Below are 16680 nucleotides of genomic sequence, written 5' to 3' on the forward strand. Positions count from 1 at the left end.
CCGCGAGACGAACACATTGTGGATTCGGCGGGTGACGTTAGGTCAGTCGGCCATGGCAGTGTTTGAACTTCTTGCCCGAGCCACACGGGCACGGATCATTTCGCGACGGGTTGCCCCAGGTCGATGGGTCGCTTTCGTCGAACCCCGGAAGCGCATCACCCGAGGCCGCAGCCTCGGCCTTGGCTTCGGCCTGTTTCGCGGCCTTGTCCACGGCCTCCTGCGCCTGAGCCTGCTGCCCTGCCATCTGCGCCAGCATTTCTTTCTGTTCTTCTTCGGTCAGCGGACGTACGCGCGACAATTGCTGTGTCACGGTCTCGCGCAGCGAATCCAGCATGCTTTCGAACAGCTGAAAGCTTTCGGTCTTGTATTCGTTCAGAGGATCGCGCTGGGCATAACCGCGGAACCCAACGACCGAGCGCAGATGTTCCAGGGTCAGCAGATGCTCGCGCCATTTGCTGTCGATGGTCTGAAGCAGAACCTGTTTTTCGATGTTGCGCATGTTTTCAGGGCCAAAGGCGACGGCCTTCTGCGCCATCATCTCATCCGCAGCCTTGATCAGACGTTCGCGCACCTGCTCGTCATCCACGCCTTCTTCGGCGGCCCAGTCCTGAACCGGGACGTCCATGTTCAGCTTGTCCTTTATCGCCTCGTGCAGGCCCTCGGTATCCCACTGATCCGCATAGGATTTCGGCGGCATGTATTCGTCAATCAGGTCGTCAATCACCTGTTCGCGCATATCCGAGACGATCTCGGACAGGTCGTTCGCAGACATGATTTCGCGGCGCTGGCTGAAGATCACCTTCCGCTGGTCGTTCATCACGTCGTCGAACTTCAGAACGTTCTTGCGCATGTCAAAGTTGCGGCCTTCGACCTTGGACTGCGCGCGTTCCAGCGACTTGTTCACCCAGGGGTGAATGATCGCCTCGCCTTCTTTCATGCCCAGCGTGGTCAATACCTTGTCCAGCCGTTCCGAGCCGAAGATGCGCATCAGGTCATCCTCGAGGCTCAGGTAAAATACCGTTCGGCCCGGGTCGCCCTGACGGCCGGAACGACCGCGCAGCTGGTTGTCGATCCGGCGGCTTTCGTGGCGTTCCGACGCCATGACGTAAAGACCGCCAGCAGCCAGAACCTTTTCTTTTTCTTCGGCGTGGCGTGCTTCTTCGGCGGCCCGCAGCTCGGACGGATCCGCGTCTGGATTCTCGGCAATCGCTTTCAGCACCTTCATCTCGACATTGCCGCCAAGCTGAATGTCGGTGCCGCGACCGGCCATGTTGGTGGCGATGGTTACCGCGCCCAGACGACCGGCATCGGCAACGATCTGTGCCTCTTGTTCGTGCTGGCGAGCGTTCAGAACGTTGTGCTTGATACCTTCCTTGGTCAGCATCTGGCTCAGCAGTTCGGATTTCTCGATCGACGTGGTCCCCAGCAGAACCGGCTGGCCCTTTTCCTGCGCCTTTTTCGTCTCGGCGATCATCGCATTGTATTTTTCGGCGGCCGTACGATAAACCTGATCATCTTCGTCGATACGGGCAATCGGCAGGTTGGTCGGAACTTCGACCACGCCCAGACCGTAGATCTCGGCAAATTCTTCGGCCTCGGTCAAAGCAGTGCCGGTCATGCCGCTCAGTTTGTCGTACAGGCGGAAATAGTTCTGGAATGTCACGCTTGCCAATGTGACGTTTTCCGGCTGGATCTGAACCTTTTCCTTGGCTTCGATCGCCTGATGCAGACCTTCGGACAGGCGACGCCCCGGCATCATGCGGCCGGTGAATTCATCGATCAGAACGACGTTGCCGTCGCGCACGATGTAATCCTTGTCGCGCTGGAACAGCTTGTGTGCACGCAGCGCCTGGTTGACGTGATGCACGACGGTGGTGCTTTCCGGATCATACAGGGAATGGCCTTCGGGAATCAGGCCGGCCTGAAGCAACTGTGCCTCAAGAAATTCGTTGCCTTCATCGGTAAAGGTCACATTGCGCGATTTTTCGTCCAGGGTGTAATGATCATCGCTCAGCGTCGGGATCAGGGCATCAATGGCGGTGTACAGATCCGACCGGTCCTGCGCAGGACCCGAGATGATCAGCGGCGTCCGCGCTTCATCGATCAGGATCGAGTCAACCTCGTCCACAATCGCAAAGTTGTGATGTTTCTGGTAAACCTGCTCCAGATCCGCCTTCATGTTGTCGCGCAGATAGTCAAAGCCCAGCTCATTGTTGGTGGCATACGTGATGTCACAGGAATACGCGGCCAGTTTTTCCGCGTCGGGCTGGCCGGACCAGATCACACCAGTTGTCATGCCTACGGCCGCAAACACCTTGCCCATCCATTCCGCGTCACGTTTGGCCAGGTATTCGTTCACCGTGACGACATGCACGCCCTTGCCGGTCAGCGCGTTCAAATAGGCCGGGAAGGTGGCGACCAGAGTCTTGCCTTCGCCCGTCTTCATTTCCGAGATGTTGCCCTGATGCAGGAAAATGCCGCCCATCAGCTGCACGTCAAAGGCCCGCAGGCCAAGTGCGCGCTTGGCGCCTTCGCGTACGTTGGCAAAGGCCTCGGGCAGCAGGTCGTCCAGGCTTTCCCCATCCAGTGCGCGCTTGCGCAGGTCTTCGGTCTTGTCGATCAGACCTTGATCTGAAAGCTTTTCAAACTCTGGCTCCAGCGCATTGATCTTTTCGACCAGAGGGCGGGTCGCCTTGATCTTGCGGTCGTTCGGTGTTCCGAACACCTTTTTGGCGAGCGTTCCGAGTCCCAGCATGTTCACTCCAGAGGATCTGTTCTTTTCGTGGTTGCGACAGGCTTGCCCACCTTGCGCGCAACCCATAGATACGGGGGGTGAAAGGCGGCCCTGTCCAAGGCTTCAAAGCGATGTAAGCGGCAGGTTCCAGAGTGTCAACGCCGCGCCCTGTCGCGGCAAGAAAATAGGATGATTCAATGCCCAAAGGTCTCACTTTTCTGCCATCGCTGGCCCTGGCCGCCGTGATGGCCCTGCCGCTGGCCGCCGAAACCCAGCCGGATGCGTCGACGGTGGTCGCTCGGGTAAACGGGGATGAGATCACATTGGGTCACGTGATCGCCACCGTCGCTTCTCTGCCACCGCAATATCAACAGGCGGAAGACGACGTGCTGTTCGATTTCGTTCTGGAACAGCTGATCCAGCAGCAATTGCTGGGACAGCAACAGGACGGCCTGAGCAAGCAAAACGCGCTGACACTCGACAATGAAAAGCGGTCGCTTCAGGCGGTTCAGACGGTGGCGGCCCTGACCAACGATGTCGTCACAGAGGAAGCCATTCAGGCCGCTTACGATGCGCGTTTCAATGATTTTGCGGGTGAAGACGAATTCGACGCCAGCCATATTCTGGTGGAATCGGAAGAAGAAGCCAAAGCGCTCAAGGCACAGCTTGATGATGGCGCCGACTTTGCGGAACTTGCCCGCGAGAACTCGACCGGTCCGTCCGGCCCGAATGGTGGCGCGCTGGGATGGTTCGGAAAAGGCCAGATGGTACCTGAATTCGAGGAAGCAGTGATCGCGCTGGAAAAAGGGCAGGTGTCGGATCCGGTGCAAACACAATTTGGCTGGCATCTGGTCAAGCTGAACGACAAGCGCAAAACCGAAGCCCCCGAACTGGACGCGGTGCGCGATGAGCTGGCCCAAACGATCCAGCAAGATGCCATTCAGGCGCGGATCGACGAGTTGACGCAGCAGGCACAGATCGAACGCCCCGCGCTGGAAGGCGCAGGCCCCGAGATCATGCGCCAGCTGGACCTGATTCAGGAGTAAAGACCAGTGGCCACGATCACGAAGGTTTCGCCGCTGGCGCCGGCGTCTTTCCCTGAACTGCCTGCGATTGACGGTGTGCGTTTTGCCACCGTCGAAGCGGGTGTGCGCTATCAGGGTCGCACGGATGTCATGCTGGCTGTTCTTGATCCGGGCACGTCGGTGGCGGGTGTCTTCACCCGCTCGGCCACCCGCGCGGCACCGGTTCTGGATTGTCAGGAGAAAATCGGCGGCCCCAGCGATGGACCTGCGGCGATCCTTGTGAACTCGGGCAATGCGAACGCGTTCACCGGCCACTATGGCCAGACATCGGTTGCCGAGGTGACGCAGGCCGTTTCCAAATCGACCGGTGTCCCGGTCGAACGGGTCTTTACCTCGTCCACCGGTGTCATCGGTGAACCGCTGCCGCATGATCGCATCATCTCGCAGCTTGAGGCGTTGAAATCCGGCCTCAGCCGCCACGCAATCGAAGACGCCGCGCGGGCGATCATGACGACGGACACGTTCCCGAAAGGGGCGAGCGCACAGGTCGAAATCGGTGGCAAAACAGTCTCTATTGCAGGGATTGCTAAGGGTTCTGGAATGATCGCGCCAGACATGGCGACGATGCTGGTCTATATCTTCACCGACGCACGGGTTGAGCAATCGGCGTTGCAGGAAATGCTGAGTGCCCAGACAGATCGCACCTTCAACTGCATCACTGTGGACAGCGACACCTCGACATCGGACAGTCTGCTTCTGTGTGCGACCGGATCTTCGGGCGTTGATGCCACCGGCGATGCCGCTTTTGCACGGGCTTTGGAAACGGTGATGCTGGACCTTGCGCAACAAGTGGTGCGTGACGGGGAAGGCGCTACGAAATTCGTGGAAATCCGCGTGACCGGAGCCGCCTCGGACGCTGACGCCAAGATCCACGGTCTGGCCATCGCCAACTCCCCTCTGGTGAAAACTGCCATTGCCGGTGAGGACCCGAACTGGGGCCGCATCGTCATGGCCATCGGCAAGTCGGGCGCGGCGGCCGATCGCGACAAGCTCAGCATTTCCTTCGGTGATATTCTTGTGGCCGAGAACGGCTGGGTCAGTCCCAACTACCGCGAAGAGGACGCCGCCGAATACATGAAAGGCCAGGATTTGGTGATTGCCGTTGATCTGGGGCTGGGCGAGGGGAAATCCACCGTCTGGACCTGTGATCTGACCCACGGCTATATCGAGATCAACGCGGATTATCGCTCGTGAGAACCGTGTTAGTCTCTGCTGTCGCCCTGATCGACATCGAGGGCCGCGTGCTGCTGGCCCAACGCCCAGAAGGCAAATCCATGTCCGGATTGTGGGAATTCCCCGGCGGCAAGATCGAGCCCGGCGAAACCCCCGAGGCCGCCCTGATCCGCGAATTGCACGAGGAACTGGGCATTGATACCTGGGCCTCGTGCCTTGCGCCACTGACCTTTGCCAGCCACAGCTATGACGATTTCCACCTGCTGATGCCGCTGTTTGCCTGCCGCAAATGGGACGGCATCCCGCAGTCGAAAGAGGGTCAGGCGCTGAAATGGGTGCGCGCGAATGACCTGCGGAACTATCCGATGCCGGCTGCCGATGTGCCGCTGATTCCGATTTTACGGGATTGGCTTTAGGCGTTACTTAGACCCTGAATCGGCCTAATCGTCATAAGCACTCAAATCCTCTGGGGCGTGAAGGAGTGTGCCCTCGTACTTCGTCAGATCGTCTTCGATACGAAGCCATGGCAGCTTGCTTTGGTAGTTGACGTGGAAGGTCGGAACAAAGTCCTCTGGGTATTCCATTGAAGCGGCATATAAATGCATCCCGCCAGGGTAATGGTCTGCTTCAAAACCAACTGGAGAACCACAATCGCGGCAGAAATGCCGAAATACACCTTTTGAGCTTTCCAGTGTTTTGGGTGCTTGGGCAGTCCATTTGAAGTTCCGAAGTGGAACACCCAACCATGCAACTATGGGTGCGGCACAGTTTCGACGGCAATCATCGCAATGGCAGTAGCACGCCCATGTCACATCCCCGATAAACTCCCATTTCGTATTTTTGCACAGGCAATTGCCTCGCGTTGTCATGCCAAGCTCCTTGTTCATTTGCCAATGTGTATTGGCACGCCCATTGGCCCAAGACTGTTTGAAAGCGGACAGTTAAAGTACAAAACACGACTAGAATATGCGGTTTGAAACAGGATCAGACGATCACCCCTCCATTGTTACAATTCGTAAGAATTGAGAAAACATCACGAAAAAGTTGACGCTGATCGTCCTCCTTGTCCTTAATCGGGGCAACAGCGTTCCGGTCTGACCCGGCGACGCCGTTCCGGCCCGACCCGGGGCCGGATGGGGAGGAGAGATAGAATTGGCTCAGACGCAGTCGGGCGCCGAAGGGATGCACTCCCTTCCGGCGCTGCTACATCGCAATGCGACGCAGTTCGGGGATGCCCCGGCTTACCGCGAAAAGGAATTCGGGATCTGGCAATGCTGGACCTGGGCGGAAACGGTCGCCGAGATCCGCGCGCTGGCGCTTGGATTTCTTGAACTTGGCGTTGAAAAGGGCGACCACATCGCCGTAATCGGGCGCAACCGTCCGGCACATTACTGGTCAATGGTTGCGGCGCAGATGGTCGGTGCTATTCCGGTCCCTCTCTATCAAGACGCGGTTGCCGAAGAGATGGCCTATGTGCTGGAGCATTGCGGAGCGAAATATGTCGTCTGCGGCGATCAGGAGCAGGTCGACAAGGTCATCGAGATTCAGGAAAACCTGCATCAGGTCAAACACATCCTCTATACCGACAAGCGCGGTATGCGGAAATACGACCACAGCCAGATGAATGCCCTTGACGACATCAAGGCCGAGGGCAGCGCCGGTCATGCGCGTTTCGACGCCGAACTGGACAGGCGCATCGGCGAGATCACCTATGACGACACCTGCGTGATGCTTTATACCTCGGGTACCACGGGCAAGCCCAAGGGCGTGGTGCTGTCGAACCGCAACGTGATCGAAAGTGCAAAGAACTCAGCCGAATTCGACCACCTGACCCGCAACGAGGACATCCTGTCCTATCTGCCGATGGCCTGGGTCGGGGATTTCATCTTTTCCATCGGTCAGGCTTATTGGTGCGGGTTCTGCGTGAACTGCCCCGAAAGCGCCGACACGATGATGACTGACCTGCGCGAGATCGGGCCGACCTATTTCTTCGCGCCGCCGCGGGTCTTCGAGACCCAGCTGACCAATGTGATGATCCGAATGGAGGATGCCAGCAAGCTCAAGCAGCGCATGTTCCACTACTTCATGGCGCATGCCAAGAAGGTCGGCGGCCGGTTGCTGGATGGCAAGCCGGTGAGCTTGGGTGACAAGGTGAAATATGCGCTGGGCAATCTGTTGGTTTACGGGCCGCTCAAAGACACGCTGGGATATGGGCGCTTTCGGGTGGGCTATACGGCGGGTGAGGCGATCGGGCCGGAGATCTTTGATTTCTATCGCTCTTTAGGCATCAACCTGAAACAGTTGTACGGCCAAACCGAGGCGACCGTGTTCATCACCGTCCAGCCCGACGGCGAGGTGCGCGCCGACACCGTTGGCGTCCCGGCCCCCGATGTCGAGATCAGGATCGACGAAAAGGGCGAAATCCACTACCGCTCGCCCGGCGTTTTCGTCGAATATTTCAAGAACCCGGACTCGACCGTATCGACCAAGGACCCTGAAGGCTGGGTGGCCACGGGCGACGCGGGGTTCATCGAGGAAAGCTCGGGTCATCTGCGGATCATCGACCGCGCCAAGGACGTGGGCAAGATGGCCGACGGGTCGATGTTCGCTCCGAAATATGTCGAGAACAAGCTGAAGTTCTATCCGGATATTCTGGAGGCGGTGCTGTTCGGCAATGGCAAGGATCGTTGCGTGGCCTTCATCAATATCGATCTGACCGCGGTCGGCAACTGGGCCGAGCGCAACAACGTGGCCTATGCCTCGTATCAGGAACTGGCGGGACATCCGCGCGTGTTAGAGACGATCAAGGCCCATGTGGAAGAGGTGAACAAGTCGGTCGCCGCTGACGAGATGCTATCGGGTTGTCAGGTGCACCGCTTTGTGGTGCTGCACAAGGAACTGGATGCCGATGATGGCGAGATGACCCGGACCCGCAAGGTGCGGCGCGGGTTTGTCGAGGACAAGTTCAGCGACATCATTGCCGCGCTTTATGACGGGTCCAAGGCGGTTTCGACCACGACCGAGGTGACCTATGAGGATGGTCGCAAGGGATCGATCTCGGCGACGCTGGAGATCGTTGACGCGCCGGTTGTTCCCGTCGCCCAACACAAGGTTGCCGCAGAATGAGGGCCGTACGAGCGCCGCTCGACCTGCGGTCATCGCCCCGCCCGCCGTCCCGTTTTCGCGCAAGTCAGGGAGTGACCGATGCTGGATAATTCCGAAGGATATGTCACCGAAGACGGTCGCAAGATCGGCGGTGTGGTGATGGAAATGAAGAACATCACCCTGCGCTTTGGCGGTGTCGTGGCGATCAAGGATATCTCGTTCGATATCCGCGAGGGCGAGATCCGCGCCATCATCGGGCCGAACGGCGCCGGGAAATCCTCGATGCTGAACGTGATCTCGGGCTTCTATGTTCCGCAGGAAGGCGAGGTCTGGTTCCATGGGTCCAGGCGCCCGCCGATGCGGCCTTTTGAAGTCGCCCAGCAGGGAATCGCGCGGACGTTTCAGAACATCGCCCTGTTCGAGGGTATGAGCGTTCTGGACAACGTGATGACGGGTCGTCTGAACTTCATGAAGACCAACATCCTCCAGCAGGCGATCTGGCGCGGCAAGGCCGAAGCGGAAGAGGTGCAAAACCGCGAGGCGGTCGAGAAGATCATCGACTTTCTGGAAATCCAGCACATCCGCAAGACGCCGGTCTCGCGCTTGCCGTATGGCCTGAAAAAGCGGGTCGAACTGGCACGGGCGCTGGCGGCGGAGCCCAAGCTGCTGCTGTTGGATGAGCCTATGGCAGGCATGAACGTCGAAGAGAAAGAGGACATGAGCCGCTTTATCCTCGATGTGAATGATGAGTTCGGGACCACGATTGCCCTGATCGAGCACGATATGGGCGTTGTGATGGACCTGAGCGACCGGGTGGTCGTGATGGATTACGGCAAGAAGATCGGGGACGGTACACCGGACGAGGTGCGCAACAACCAAGAGGTTATCGACGCCTATCTGGGGGTCAGCCATGATTAAGCTCTGGGCAGAATTGGGGAGGGGCTGGCATGCCTGAACAACTCGTATTTGCGATGGAGGTCATCCTCAACGGTCTGATGGCCGGGGTGCTGTATGCGCTGGTCGCGCTGGGCTTTGTGCTGATCTACAAGGCGTCTGGGATTTTCAATTATGCCCAAGGGGTTATGGCCCTGTTCGCGGCCATGACGCTGGTCGGGATCATGAATGGGCAGGTGCCGTTTGCGCATCTGATCAACGCGACTTTCGGCACCCATATCCATTATTTCGGGTGGAATGTGCCCGCGCTGTTCGCGATCATTCTGACGATGGGTGTGATGGTGTTGCTGGCCTGGGCCGTGCAGCGGTTCGTCATGCGCCATCTGGTGGGGCAGGAACCGATCATTCTGTTCATGGCGACCATCGGTCTGGCGTACTTCCTTGAAGGCGTGGCCGACCTGATGTGGGGGTCTGAAATCAAGACGCTGGATGTGGGCCTGCCGCAGGGCATCAATCTGTGGATTGACGAGACCACCTATAACATCTTCGACTACGGCTTCTTCATCGACAATCTGGACATCGTGGCAACGATCATTGCGGCGCTGTTGGTGGCCGCTCTGGTGGCGTTCAGCCAGTACACCAAGCAGGGCCGGGCGATGCGTGCGGTGGCGGATGACCATCAGGCGGCGCTTTCGGTGGGCATATCGCTGAACTTCATCTGGGTCATGGTCTGGTCGGTGGCCGGGTTCGTCGCTCTGGTCGCGGGCATCATGTGGGGCACCAAATCGGGGGTCCAGTTTTCACTGTCGCTGATCGCACTCAAGGCGCTGCCGGTGCTGATGCTGGGCGGGTTCACCTCGATCCCCGGTGCCATTGTCGGCGGTCTGATCATCGGCGTGGGTGAAAAGCTGTTCGAATTCGCAATCGGACCGATGGTCGGTGGCGCAACCGAGAACTGGTTTGCCTATGTGCTGGCGCTGATCTTCCTTGTGTTCAGGCCGCAGGGCCTGTTCGGAGAAAAGATCATCGAGAGGGTGTAGGGCATGACCAAGCTGATCGCCATCATCAACGTGATCGCATGGGCGGGGTTCTGGGCCTTTGGCTACATCGCTCTCACATCAGACGATCTGACCGAAGGCCAACTGACGATTGCAGCGATCTTGGCCTTTGCAGGGCTGATCATGGGGGTTCTGGCCTACTTGAAGCTGGTGCGCGCCTCGGAGGCGAGCGGATATGCCAAAGGGTCCAATCAACTGGACGCCGAAGCCCGGAACCGGGCACAGGAACAATGGGGAAAGTAAGACATGTTCTATCGTGAGGCCGGAGATTTCAAAACCTCCTACGTGGATGACAGCCAGACTTTCCCGATCAAGTTCGATCGGTATCGGTACTATGTGGTGCTGGCGGTGGCATTCGGGATCATCCCGTTCATCATCAACGACTACTGGGCCAATGCACTTCTGCTGCCCTTCCTGATTTATGCGATCGCGGCCATTGGGCTGAACATTCTTGTGGGGTATTGCGGGCAGGTCAGCCTGGGTACCGGGGGGTTCATGGCCGTTGGGGCCTATGCCTGCTACAAGCTGATGACCGCCTTTCCAGACGTGTCGATGTTCATCCACGTGATCCTGGCCGGTGGCATCACTGCCATCGTGGGCGTGCTGTTCGGCTTGCCATCCTTGCGGATCAAGGGGTTTTATCTTGCGGTGGCGACGCTGGCGGCGCAGTTCTTTCTGGTCTGGCTGTTCAACCGGGTGCCGTGGTTCTACAACTACTCGGCTTCGGGGCAGATCAACGCGCCGGAACGGGATGTGTTCGGCATCATCATCACCGGTCCGAATGCATCGGCCTGGGCCACCTATCTGTTCTGTCTGATTTTCCTGACCGTCTGCGCCATCGTCGCGCGCAACCTGACGCGCGGCACCACCGGTCGTAAATGGATGGCGATCCGAGACATGGACATCGCCGCCGAGATCATCGGGGTGAACCCGCTCAAGGCGAAACTGACTGCTTTTGCCGTCAGTTCGTACTTTGTGGGTATTTCGGGTGCATTGCTTTTTGCAGTTTACCTCGGTGCAGTTGAAGCGGGCGAAGCTTTCGGGATTACAAAGTCGTTCCTAGTACTGTTCATGGTCATTATCGGCGGATTAGGGTCTATTTTCGGATCCTTTGCCGGAGCCGCTTTCCTGGTTTTGCTGCCGGTTGTCCTTAAAGTTGTTGGCGTCGACGTTCTGGGCTGGCCAACCGATATTGTTGCCCACCTCCAACTGGTGATTGTTGGTGCGCTGATCATTCTGTTCCTAATCCTCGAACCACACGGGCTGGCGCAGCTTTGGCGCGTGGCGAAAGAGAAACTCAGACTCTGGCCGTTCCCTCACTAAGGGGCAGGCCCAAGGAAAAGACGGGTGCGAAGCCCGAAACCCAACATCGGATCAATCAAGGGAGGACACACCCGATGAACAAGAAACTGGCAACCCTAGCGCTGGGCGCTGTGATGGCCGCAGGTCCGGCTGTGGCTGAGCTTGTATTTCCCTCAATGTCGTATCGAACTGGTCCATTCGCGGCTGGAGGCATCCCTTTTGCTGATGGCTATGAAGACTACTTTACCTTGCTCAATGAAAGGGATGGAGGAATTGGCGGGGAGAGAATATCCGTTCCTGAATGCGAAACTGCTTATAACACCGAAAAAGGTGTAGAGTGTTATGAGAGTTTGAAAGGTCAGGCACCTCTTGTGCTTCAACCGCTTTCGACTGGCATAACTTACCAGATCATTCCGAAGGCAACTGCAGACGGCATTCCCATCCATACTATGGGATACGGTAGAACATCAGCTAAGAACGGGAATGTATTTAGCCACGTTTTCAACTACCCGGTGAACTACTGGGATGGGGCATCGGTAGGGGTAAATCACTTCAAAGAAGTATCAGGCGGTTCTCTCGAAGGTAAGAAAATCATGCTGCTCTACTTCAATGGAGCATATGGAAAAGAACCGATACCGACTCTGGAAAAACTAGCTGAATTAGAAGGATTTGAGTTTTCTGCCCTGGGAATCGACTATCCTGGTCAGGAGCAAAAATCACAGTGGTTGCAGGTACGAAGAGAGCGTCCTGATTTCGTTCTGTTCTGGGGCTGGGGCGTAATGAACCAAGTTGCCGTGCAAGAGGCAGCCAATATCCGCTTCCCTATGGAAAACTTCATGGGGATTTGGTGGTCCGGCGCTGAAAATGATGTTCTTCCAGCTGGTGATGGCGCAAACGGCTACAAAGCCCTCCAATTCCATAATGTGGGGAGCGACTTCCCGGTTTTTGATGATCTCCAGAAATACGTAGTCGACTCTGGTAAAGCCGCAGGAGCCGGTGATCAAATTGGGACAGTACTATACAATCGCGGTGTTTATGCCGCATTCCTTGCTGCTGAGGCCGCCAAAGCCGCTCAGGAAGCCAACGGAACGTCAAGTATCACGCCTGCGATGATGCGAGATGCAATGGAAAATCTTGAGATCACAGCGGAAAAAATGGAAGCGGCAGGACTGCCGAACTTTGGGCCAGTATTTAAGGTGTCTTGTTCTAATCATGGAGGGGACGGGATGGCGGCCGTTAGTCAATGGGATTCCAGTACGAAGCAATGGAACTTGATCACGGACTTCGCACCATCTGACGCTGAAGTTGTGAACCCGTTGATTAAAGCGGACTCCGAAGCATTTGCCGCTGAAAACAATCTCCCAATAGATCGCTGCGACTAAAACAATTGAAAAGCGGGGCGGCGGTTGCCGCCGTCCCGACCCCAACACTCGCAAGAGGACACGCGCTGATGCTTGATGCGGCACACACCACTGACGTGCAGGCGGAAACCCTGCTTGAGGTCAACAATATCGAGGTGATCTACAACCACGTGATCCTCGTGCTGAAGGGCGTAAGCCTGAATGTGCCCAAGGGCGGTATTACGGCCTTGCTGGGGGGCAATGGCGCGGGCAAGACGACCACGCTCAAGGCAGTGTCTAACCTGCTGCATTCGGAACGCGGCGAGGTCACGAAAGGCACGATCAAGTATCGCGGCCAAAACATACACGAAAGCGACCCCGCCGTATTGGTGGAAAAAGGTGTGATTCAGGTGATGGAAGGCCGTCACTGTTTCGAACACCTGACGGTTGAAGAAAACCTGCTGACGGGCGCGTATACCCGCAAGGACGGCAGCGCAGCGATCCAGCAGGATCTGGAGCTGGTCTACAATTACTTTCCCCGCCTGAAAGAACGCCGCCGTTCGCAGGCTGGCTATACGTCGGGTGGAGAGCAGCAGATGGTTGCCATGGGCCGGGCATTGATGTCGCGCCCCGAGACGATCCTGCTGGACGAACCTTCGATGGGGCTCGCGCCGCAGTTGGTCGAAGAGATTTTCGGCATCGTGAAGGACCTCAACGAGAAAGAGGGCGTGTCCTTCCTGTTGGCCGAGCAGAACACAAATGTTGCCCTTCGGTTCGCGCATTACGGATACATTTTGGAATCCGGGCGCGTTGTGATGGATGGCCCGGCCGCAGAACTGCGCGAGAATCCGGATGTCAAAGAATTCTACCTCGGCATGTCTGACGAAGGCCGCAAGAGTTTTCGCGATGTGCGGTCCTATCGTCGCCGCAAGAGGTGGCTGTGAGCGGATGGAGGATATCGCGATGACCTATTTCGACGCACTCGAAACACGCTCGGCGGACGAACGAACTTCGGATCAGGCTGCAGCTCTGGTAGAGCAGATCAAGCGTGCTGCATCGGCACCCGGGTTTGCTGCACATTTTTCTGGTTCAGACACTAACAAGGTGATTTCGGCAGATGATTTGCCGATGCTGCCGGTGCTGCGCAAGTCGGACCTGATCCGCGCGCAGGCGGAGCGCCCCCCTTTTGGTGGTTTCACCGTGAAGCCTGCGCGCCACTTTCATCACGTGTTCCAGTCCCCCGGGCCGATCTATGAACCGGGCAGCACCGATCACGACTGGTGGCGTATGGGCCGGTTCCTGCATGCCGCTGGTGTTGCAGCTGGCGATATTGTTCAGAACTGCTTTGGCTATCACCTGACGCCGGCTGGCATGATCTTTGAAAACGGTGCCCGCGCAGTTGGTGCTGCCGTTTTGCCGGCGGGAACCGGGCAGACCGAACTGCAGGTGACAGCCGCGCGTGACGTTGGCTGCACCGCCTATGCGGGCACTCCTGATTATCTAAAGGTCATCCTGGACAAGGCCGACGAGATGGGCGTTTCGCTGAATTTCTCCAAGGCCGCTGTTGGTGGTGGCGCGCTGTTCCCGTCCCTGCGTCAGGAATATGGGGATCGCGGTATTTCGTGCCTGCAATGCTATGCGACGGCGGATCTGGGTAACATCGCCTATGAAAGCGCCGCGATGGAAGGGATGATCATCGACGAACATGTGATCGTCGAAATCGTGACGGCCGGAACCGGAACGCCGGTAGAGCCGGGCGAGGTGGGCGAAGTTGTCGTGACCTCTCTCAACCCGGACTACCCACTGATCCGCTTTGCGACCGGGGATCTTTCTGCCGTCATGCCGGGTGTCTCGCCCTGTGGCCGGACCAACACCCGGATCAAAGGCTGGATGGGTCGCGCCGATCAGACCACCAAGATCAAGGGAATGTTCGTACGCCCGGAACAGGTTGCGGCCCTGGTCGACAAGCATGAGGAAATTGTCAAAGCCCGCGTCATCGCAGCCCGCCAGGGTGAGATGGACACGATGACTGTCCGGATCGAAAGCCCACGCGGTGACGACCCGGCATACGCCAAGTCAGTGGCCGAAGTGTTGAAACTGAAAGGTGCGATCGAGGTCGTGGCACCCGGATCCCTTCCCAAGGACGGGGTGGTGATCGAGGATCAGCGCGTCTACGAATAGCGGTGTTTTTCAGATCTGCGGCAGTTTGTGCCGCAGATTTGTTGACCGATGCACTGGTGTTTCCGAGCTTTTTGGTCGATTAAAGGCGAACCCTTCGCCTTTGCCAATCACAAGCCGGGATGATGGCCGAAATCGAGTTTTCACAGAACGGATCGCGCAATCGCGGTGTACGCGGTACCCGACTGCTGGCGGGGATCGCCTATGTCGTGGCTGCCGCATGCCTTTTGCCGATGATCGCCGTGGTCCTGGCGGCTGTAACCGGGGGAACGGACACGATCTCGCACCTGATGGAGACGGTGCTGCCTCGCTATATCGCGACGACCCTGATTCTTGTGGTCCTGGTCGCGGCCGGCACGTTCAGCATCGGCACCGGGGCGGCCTGGCTGGTAACGATGACCCGTTTTCCCGGCGTGCGGTTTCTAGAGATCGCACTGGTCCTTCCGTTGGCCTTTCCGGCTTATGTTCTGGCCTATGCCTACACCTTCATTCTGGATCACCCGGGCATCGTTCAAAGCACGCTGCGTGATGTAACGGGCTGGGGCCCGCGCGACTATTGGTTCCCGGAAATCCGCTCGACCGAGGGTGCGGCGGTCATGTTGATCCTGGTGCTTTACCCTTATGTCTATCTGCTTGCACGGGCTGCGTTCCTGCAACAAAGCGCAACCGCGTTTCTGGCGGCGCGGGCTCTGGGCAACAATCCATGGCTGGCTTTTCGGCGCGTGTCACTGCCGATGGCGCGACCCGCCATTGCAGGCGGCGTTCTGCTGGCCGTCATGGAGACCATCGCAGATTTCGGAACCGTGTCGTATTTCGGTGTGCAGACCTTTGCCACCGGGATCTACACAAGCTGGTTTTCCATGGCCGATCGTGCGGCAGCGGCGCAACTGGCCCTGTGCCTGCTGGTCTTTGCCCTGATCATGGCCGTGGCCGAGCGCACCCAGCGTGGCAAGGCAAAATACTATCAGGCGGGGAAACAGCATGTGGCGCAACCGGCGGCAAATCTGACGGGTCTGCGCGCCTGCGGGGCATTTCTGCTGTGTGCAATACCCGTTCTTTTCGGTTTTTTGCTGCCCGTCGTCATTCTGGTCGAGATGGGCCTGGACTCCGAACAGAACCTGCTGTCGCAGCGTTATATCGGCTTCATCCAGAACTCGTTGATTCTTGCTGGTACGGCGGCGGTCATCACCGTCTTTGCAGCGATCAGTGTCGGGTTCTTTCAACGCCTGAGGCCCGGGCGCGCTTCGTCTGCGACCGCATATATGGCGCGTCTGGGATATGCCGTTCCCGGTGGCGTCATTGCAGTTGGTTTGATCGTCCCCTTTGCGAGTTTTGACAACGCGCTGGACGTCTGGATGCGACAGACCTTCGACGTGTCCACGGGGCTGTTGGTGACAGGTTCGATCTGGCTGCTGGTCGCTGCTTACATGGTGCGTTTCCTGGCTGCCGCGCTCAGCGCCTATGAAGGGGGTCAAAGCACTGTACATGCGAATATGGATGCCGCAGCCCGTTCGCTGGGTCAGACGCCGTTGGGAACATTGCGACGGGTTCACCTGCCGATTCTGACCCCCTCTCTGCTGACGGCCCTGCTGATCGTGTTCGTGGACGTGATGAAAGAGCTTCCCGCCACGCTGATCATGCGCCCGTTCAATTTCGACACATTGGCGGTGCAGGCGTATCGGCTGGCCTCGGACGAGAGGCTGGAGGGCGCCGCCGTGCCTTCGCTGGTCATTCTGGCGGTAGGTCTGTTGCCTGTAATCCTGATCTGCCGTCAGGTCGGCCGACGGTAACACTTGTGTCGCAATTGTAGG

At 57.9% G+C, this 16680-nt stretch carries 14 protein-coding genes; 12 read left to right on the plus strand and 2 right to left on the minus strand.

Going from position 1 to position 16680, the window contains the following annotated elements; genetic code table 11:
* Positions 1-37 precede the first annotated feature (37 nt).
* The gene (gene secA / locus GOW09_RS06720; RefSeq protein WP_152459560.1) at positions 38-2755 is read right to left on the minus strand and encodes a preprotein translocase subunit SecA; all 2718 of its coding nucleotides are present in this window, start codon (positions 2753-2755) and stop codon (positions 38-40) included.
* 176 nt (positions 2756-2931) lie between these two features.
* Between secA and GOW09_RS06725 the strand changes: the two genes are divergently transcribed.
* The 3 genes from GOW09_RS06725 to GOW09_RS06735 are packed head-to-tail and all read left to right on the plus strand — an operon-like array spanning position 2932 to position 5408.
* On the plus strand, positions 2932-3780 hold the full coding sequence (locus GOW09_RS06725; RefSeq protein WP_171116784.1) for a peptidylprolyl isomerase: 849 nt from the start codon (positions 2932-2934) through the stop codon (positions 3778-3780).
* A 6-nt stretch (positions 3781-3786) separates the two neighbouring features.
* On the plus strand, positions 3787-5013 hold the full coding sequence (gene argJ, locus GOW09_RS06730) for a bifunctional glutamate N-acetyltransferase/amino-acid acetyltransferase ArgJ (protein WP_171116786.1): 1227 nt from the start codon (positions 3787-3789) through the stop codon (positions 5011-5013).
* Entirely contained in the window at positions 5010-5408 is a 399-nt protein-coding gene (locus GOW09_RS06735) for a (deoxy)nucleoside triphosphate pyrophosphohydrolase (protein WP_171116789.1), read from the plus strand. Before argJ ends, GOW09_RS06735 begins: the two co-directional genes overlap by 4 nt.
* A 24-nt stretch (positions 5409-5432) precedes the next feature.
* On the opposite strand, the gene GOW09_RS06740 is transcribed toward GOW09_RS06735, so the two are convergent.
* A complete protein-coding gene (locus GOW09_RS06740) occupies positions 5433-5861 on the minus strand; it encodes a GFA family protein (RefSeq protein WP_254442703.1) in 429 nt (142 codons plus the stop codon).
* A gap of 313 nt (positions 5862-6174) precedes the next feature.
* Between GOW09_RS06740 and GOW09_RS06745 the strand changes: the two genes are divergently transcribed.
* The 9 genes from GOW09_RS06745 to GOW09_RS06785 all read left to right on the plus strand — a co-directional run bounded on the left by GOW09_RS06745 (position 6175) and on the right by GOW09_RS06785 (position 16659).
* Positions 6175-8118, plus strand: a complete 1944-nt coding sequence (locus GOW09_RS06745; RefSeq protein ID WP_171117261.1) for an AMP-binding protein — start codon at positions 6175-6177, stop codon at positions 8116-8118.
* A 78-nt stretch (positions 8119-8196) separates the two neighbouring features.
* Positions 8197-9015, plus strand: a complete 819-nt coding sequence (locus GOW09_RS06750) for an ABC transporter ATP-binding protein (RefSeq protein WP_171116793.1) — start codon at positions 8197-8199, stop codon at positions 9013-9015.
* 29 nt (positions 9016-9044) lie between these two features.
* Positions 9045-10031 (plus strand): branched-chain amino acid ABC transporter permease, encoded by a 987-nt coding sequence (locus tag GOW09_RS06755; protein ID WP_171116795.1) that lies wholly within the window; start codon positions 9045-9047, stop codon positions 10029-10031.
* Positions 10032-10034: 3 nt separating this feature from the next.
* Positions 10035-10292, plus strand: coding sequence for a hypothetical protein (locus GOW09_RS06760; RefSeq protein WP_170345775.1), 258 nt, complete (start codon positions 10035-10037; stop codon positions 10290-10292).
* A gap of 3 nt (positions 10293-10295) precedes the next feature.
* On the plus strand, positions 10296-11372 hold the full coding sequence (locus GOW09_RS06765; RefSeq protein WP_171116797.1) for a branched-chain amino acid ABC transporter permease: 1077 nt from the start codon (positions 10296-10298) through the stop codon (positions 11370-11372).
* A 74-nt stretch (positions 11373-11446) separates the two neighbouring features.
* Complete coding sequence (locus GOW09_RS06770) at positions 11447-12733, plus strand: ABC transporter substrate-binding protein (protein ID WP_171116798.1); 1287 nt, start codon at positions 11447-11449, stop codon at positions 12731-12733.
* Positions 12734-12801: 68 nt separating this feature from the next.
* Complete coding sequence (locus tag GOW09_RS06775; protein ID WP_171116800.1) at positions 12802-13635, plus strand: ABC transporter ATP-binding protein; 834 nt, start codon at positions 12802-12804, stop codon at positions 13633-13635.
* Between the two features lie 19 nt (positions 13636-13654).
* On the plus strand, positions 13655-14872 hold the full coding sequence (locus GOW09_RS06780; RefSeq protein ID WP_171116802.1) for a phenylacetate--CoA ligase family protein: 1218 nt from the start codon (positions 13655-13657) through the stop codon (positions 14870-14872).
* Positions 14873-14994: 122 nt separating this feature from the next.
* Complete coding sequence (locus tag GOW09_RS06785) at positions 14995-16659, plus strand: iron ABC transporter permease (RefSeq protein ID WP_171116804.1); 1665 nt, start codon at positions 14995-14997, stop codon at positions 16657-16659.
* Positions 16660-16680: the final 21 nt, after the last annotated feature.

The sequence above is a fragment of the Ruegeria sp. HKCCA5463 genome, assembly GCF_013034175.1.
Classification (GTDB): Bacteria; Pseudomonadota; Alphaproteobacteria; order Rhodobacterales; family Rhodobacteraceae; genus Ruegeria.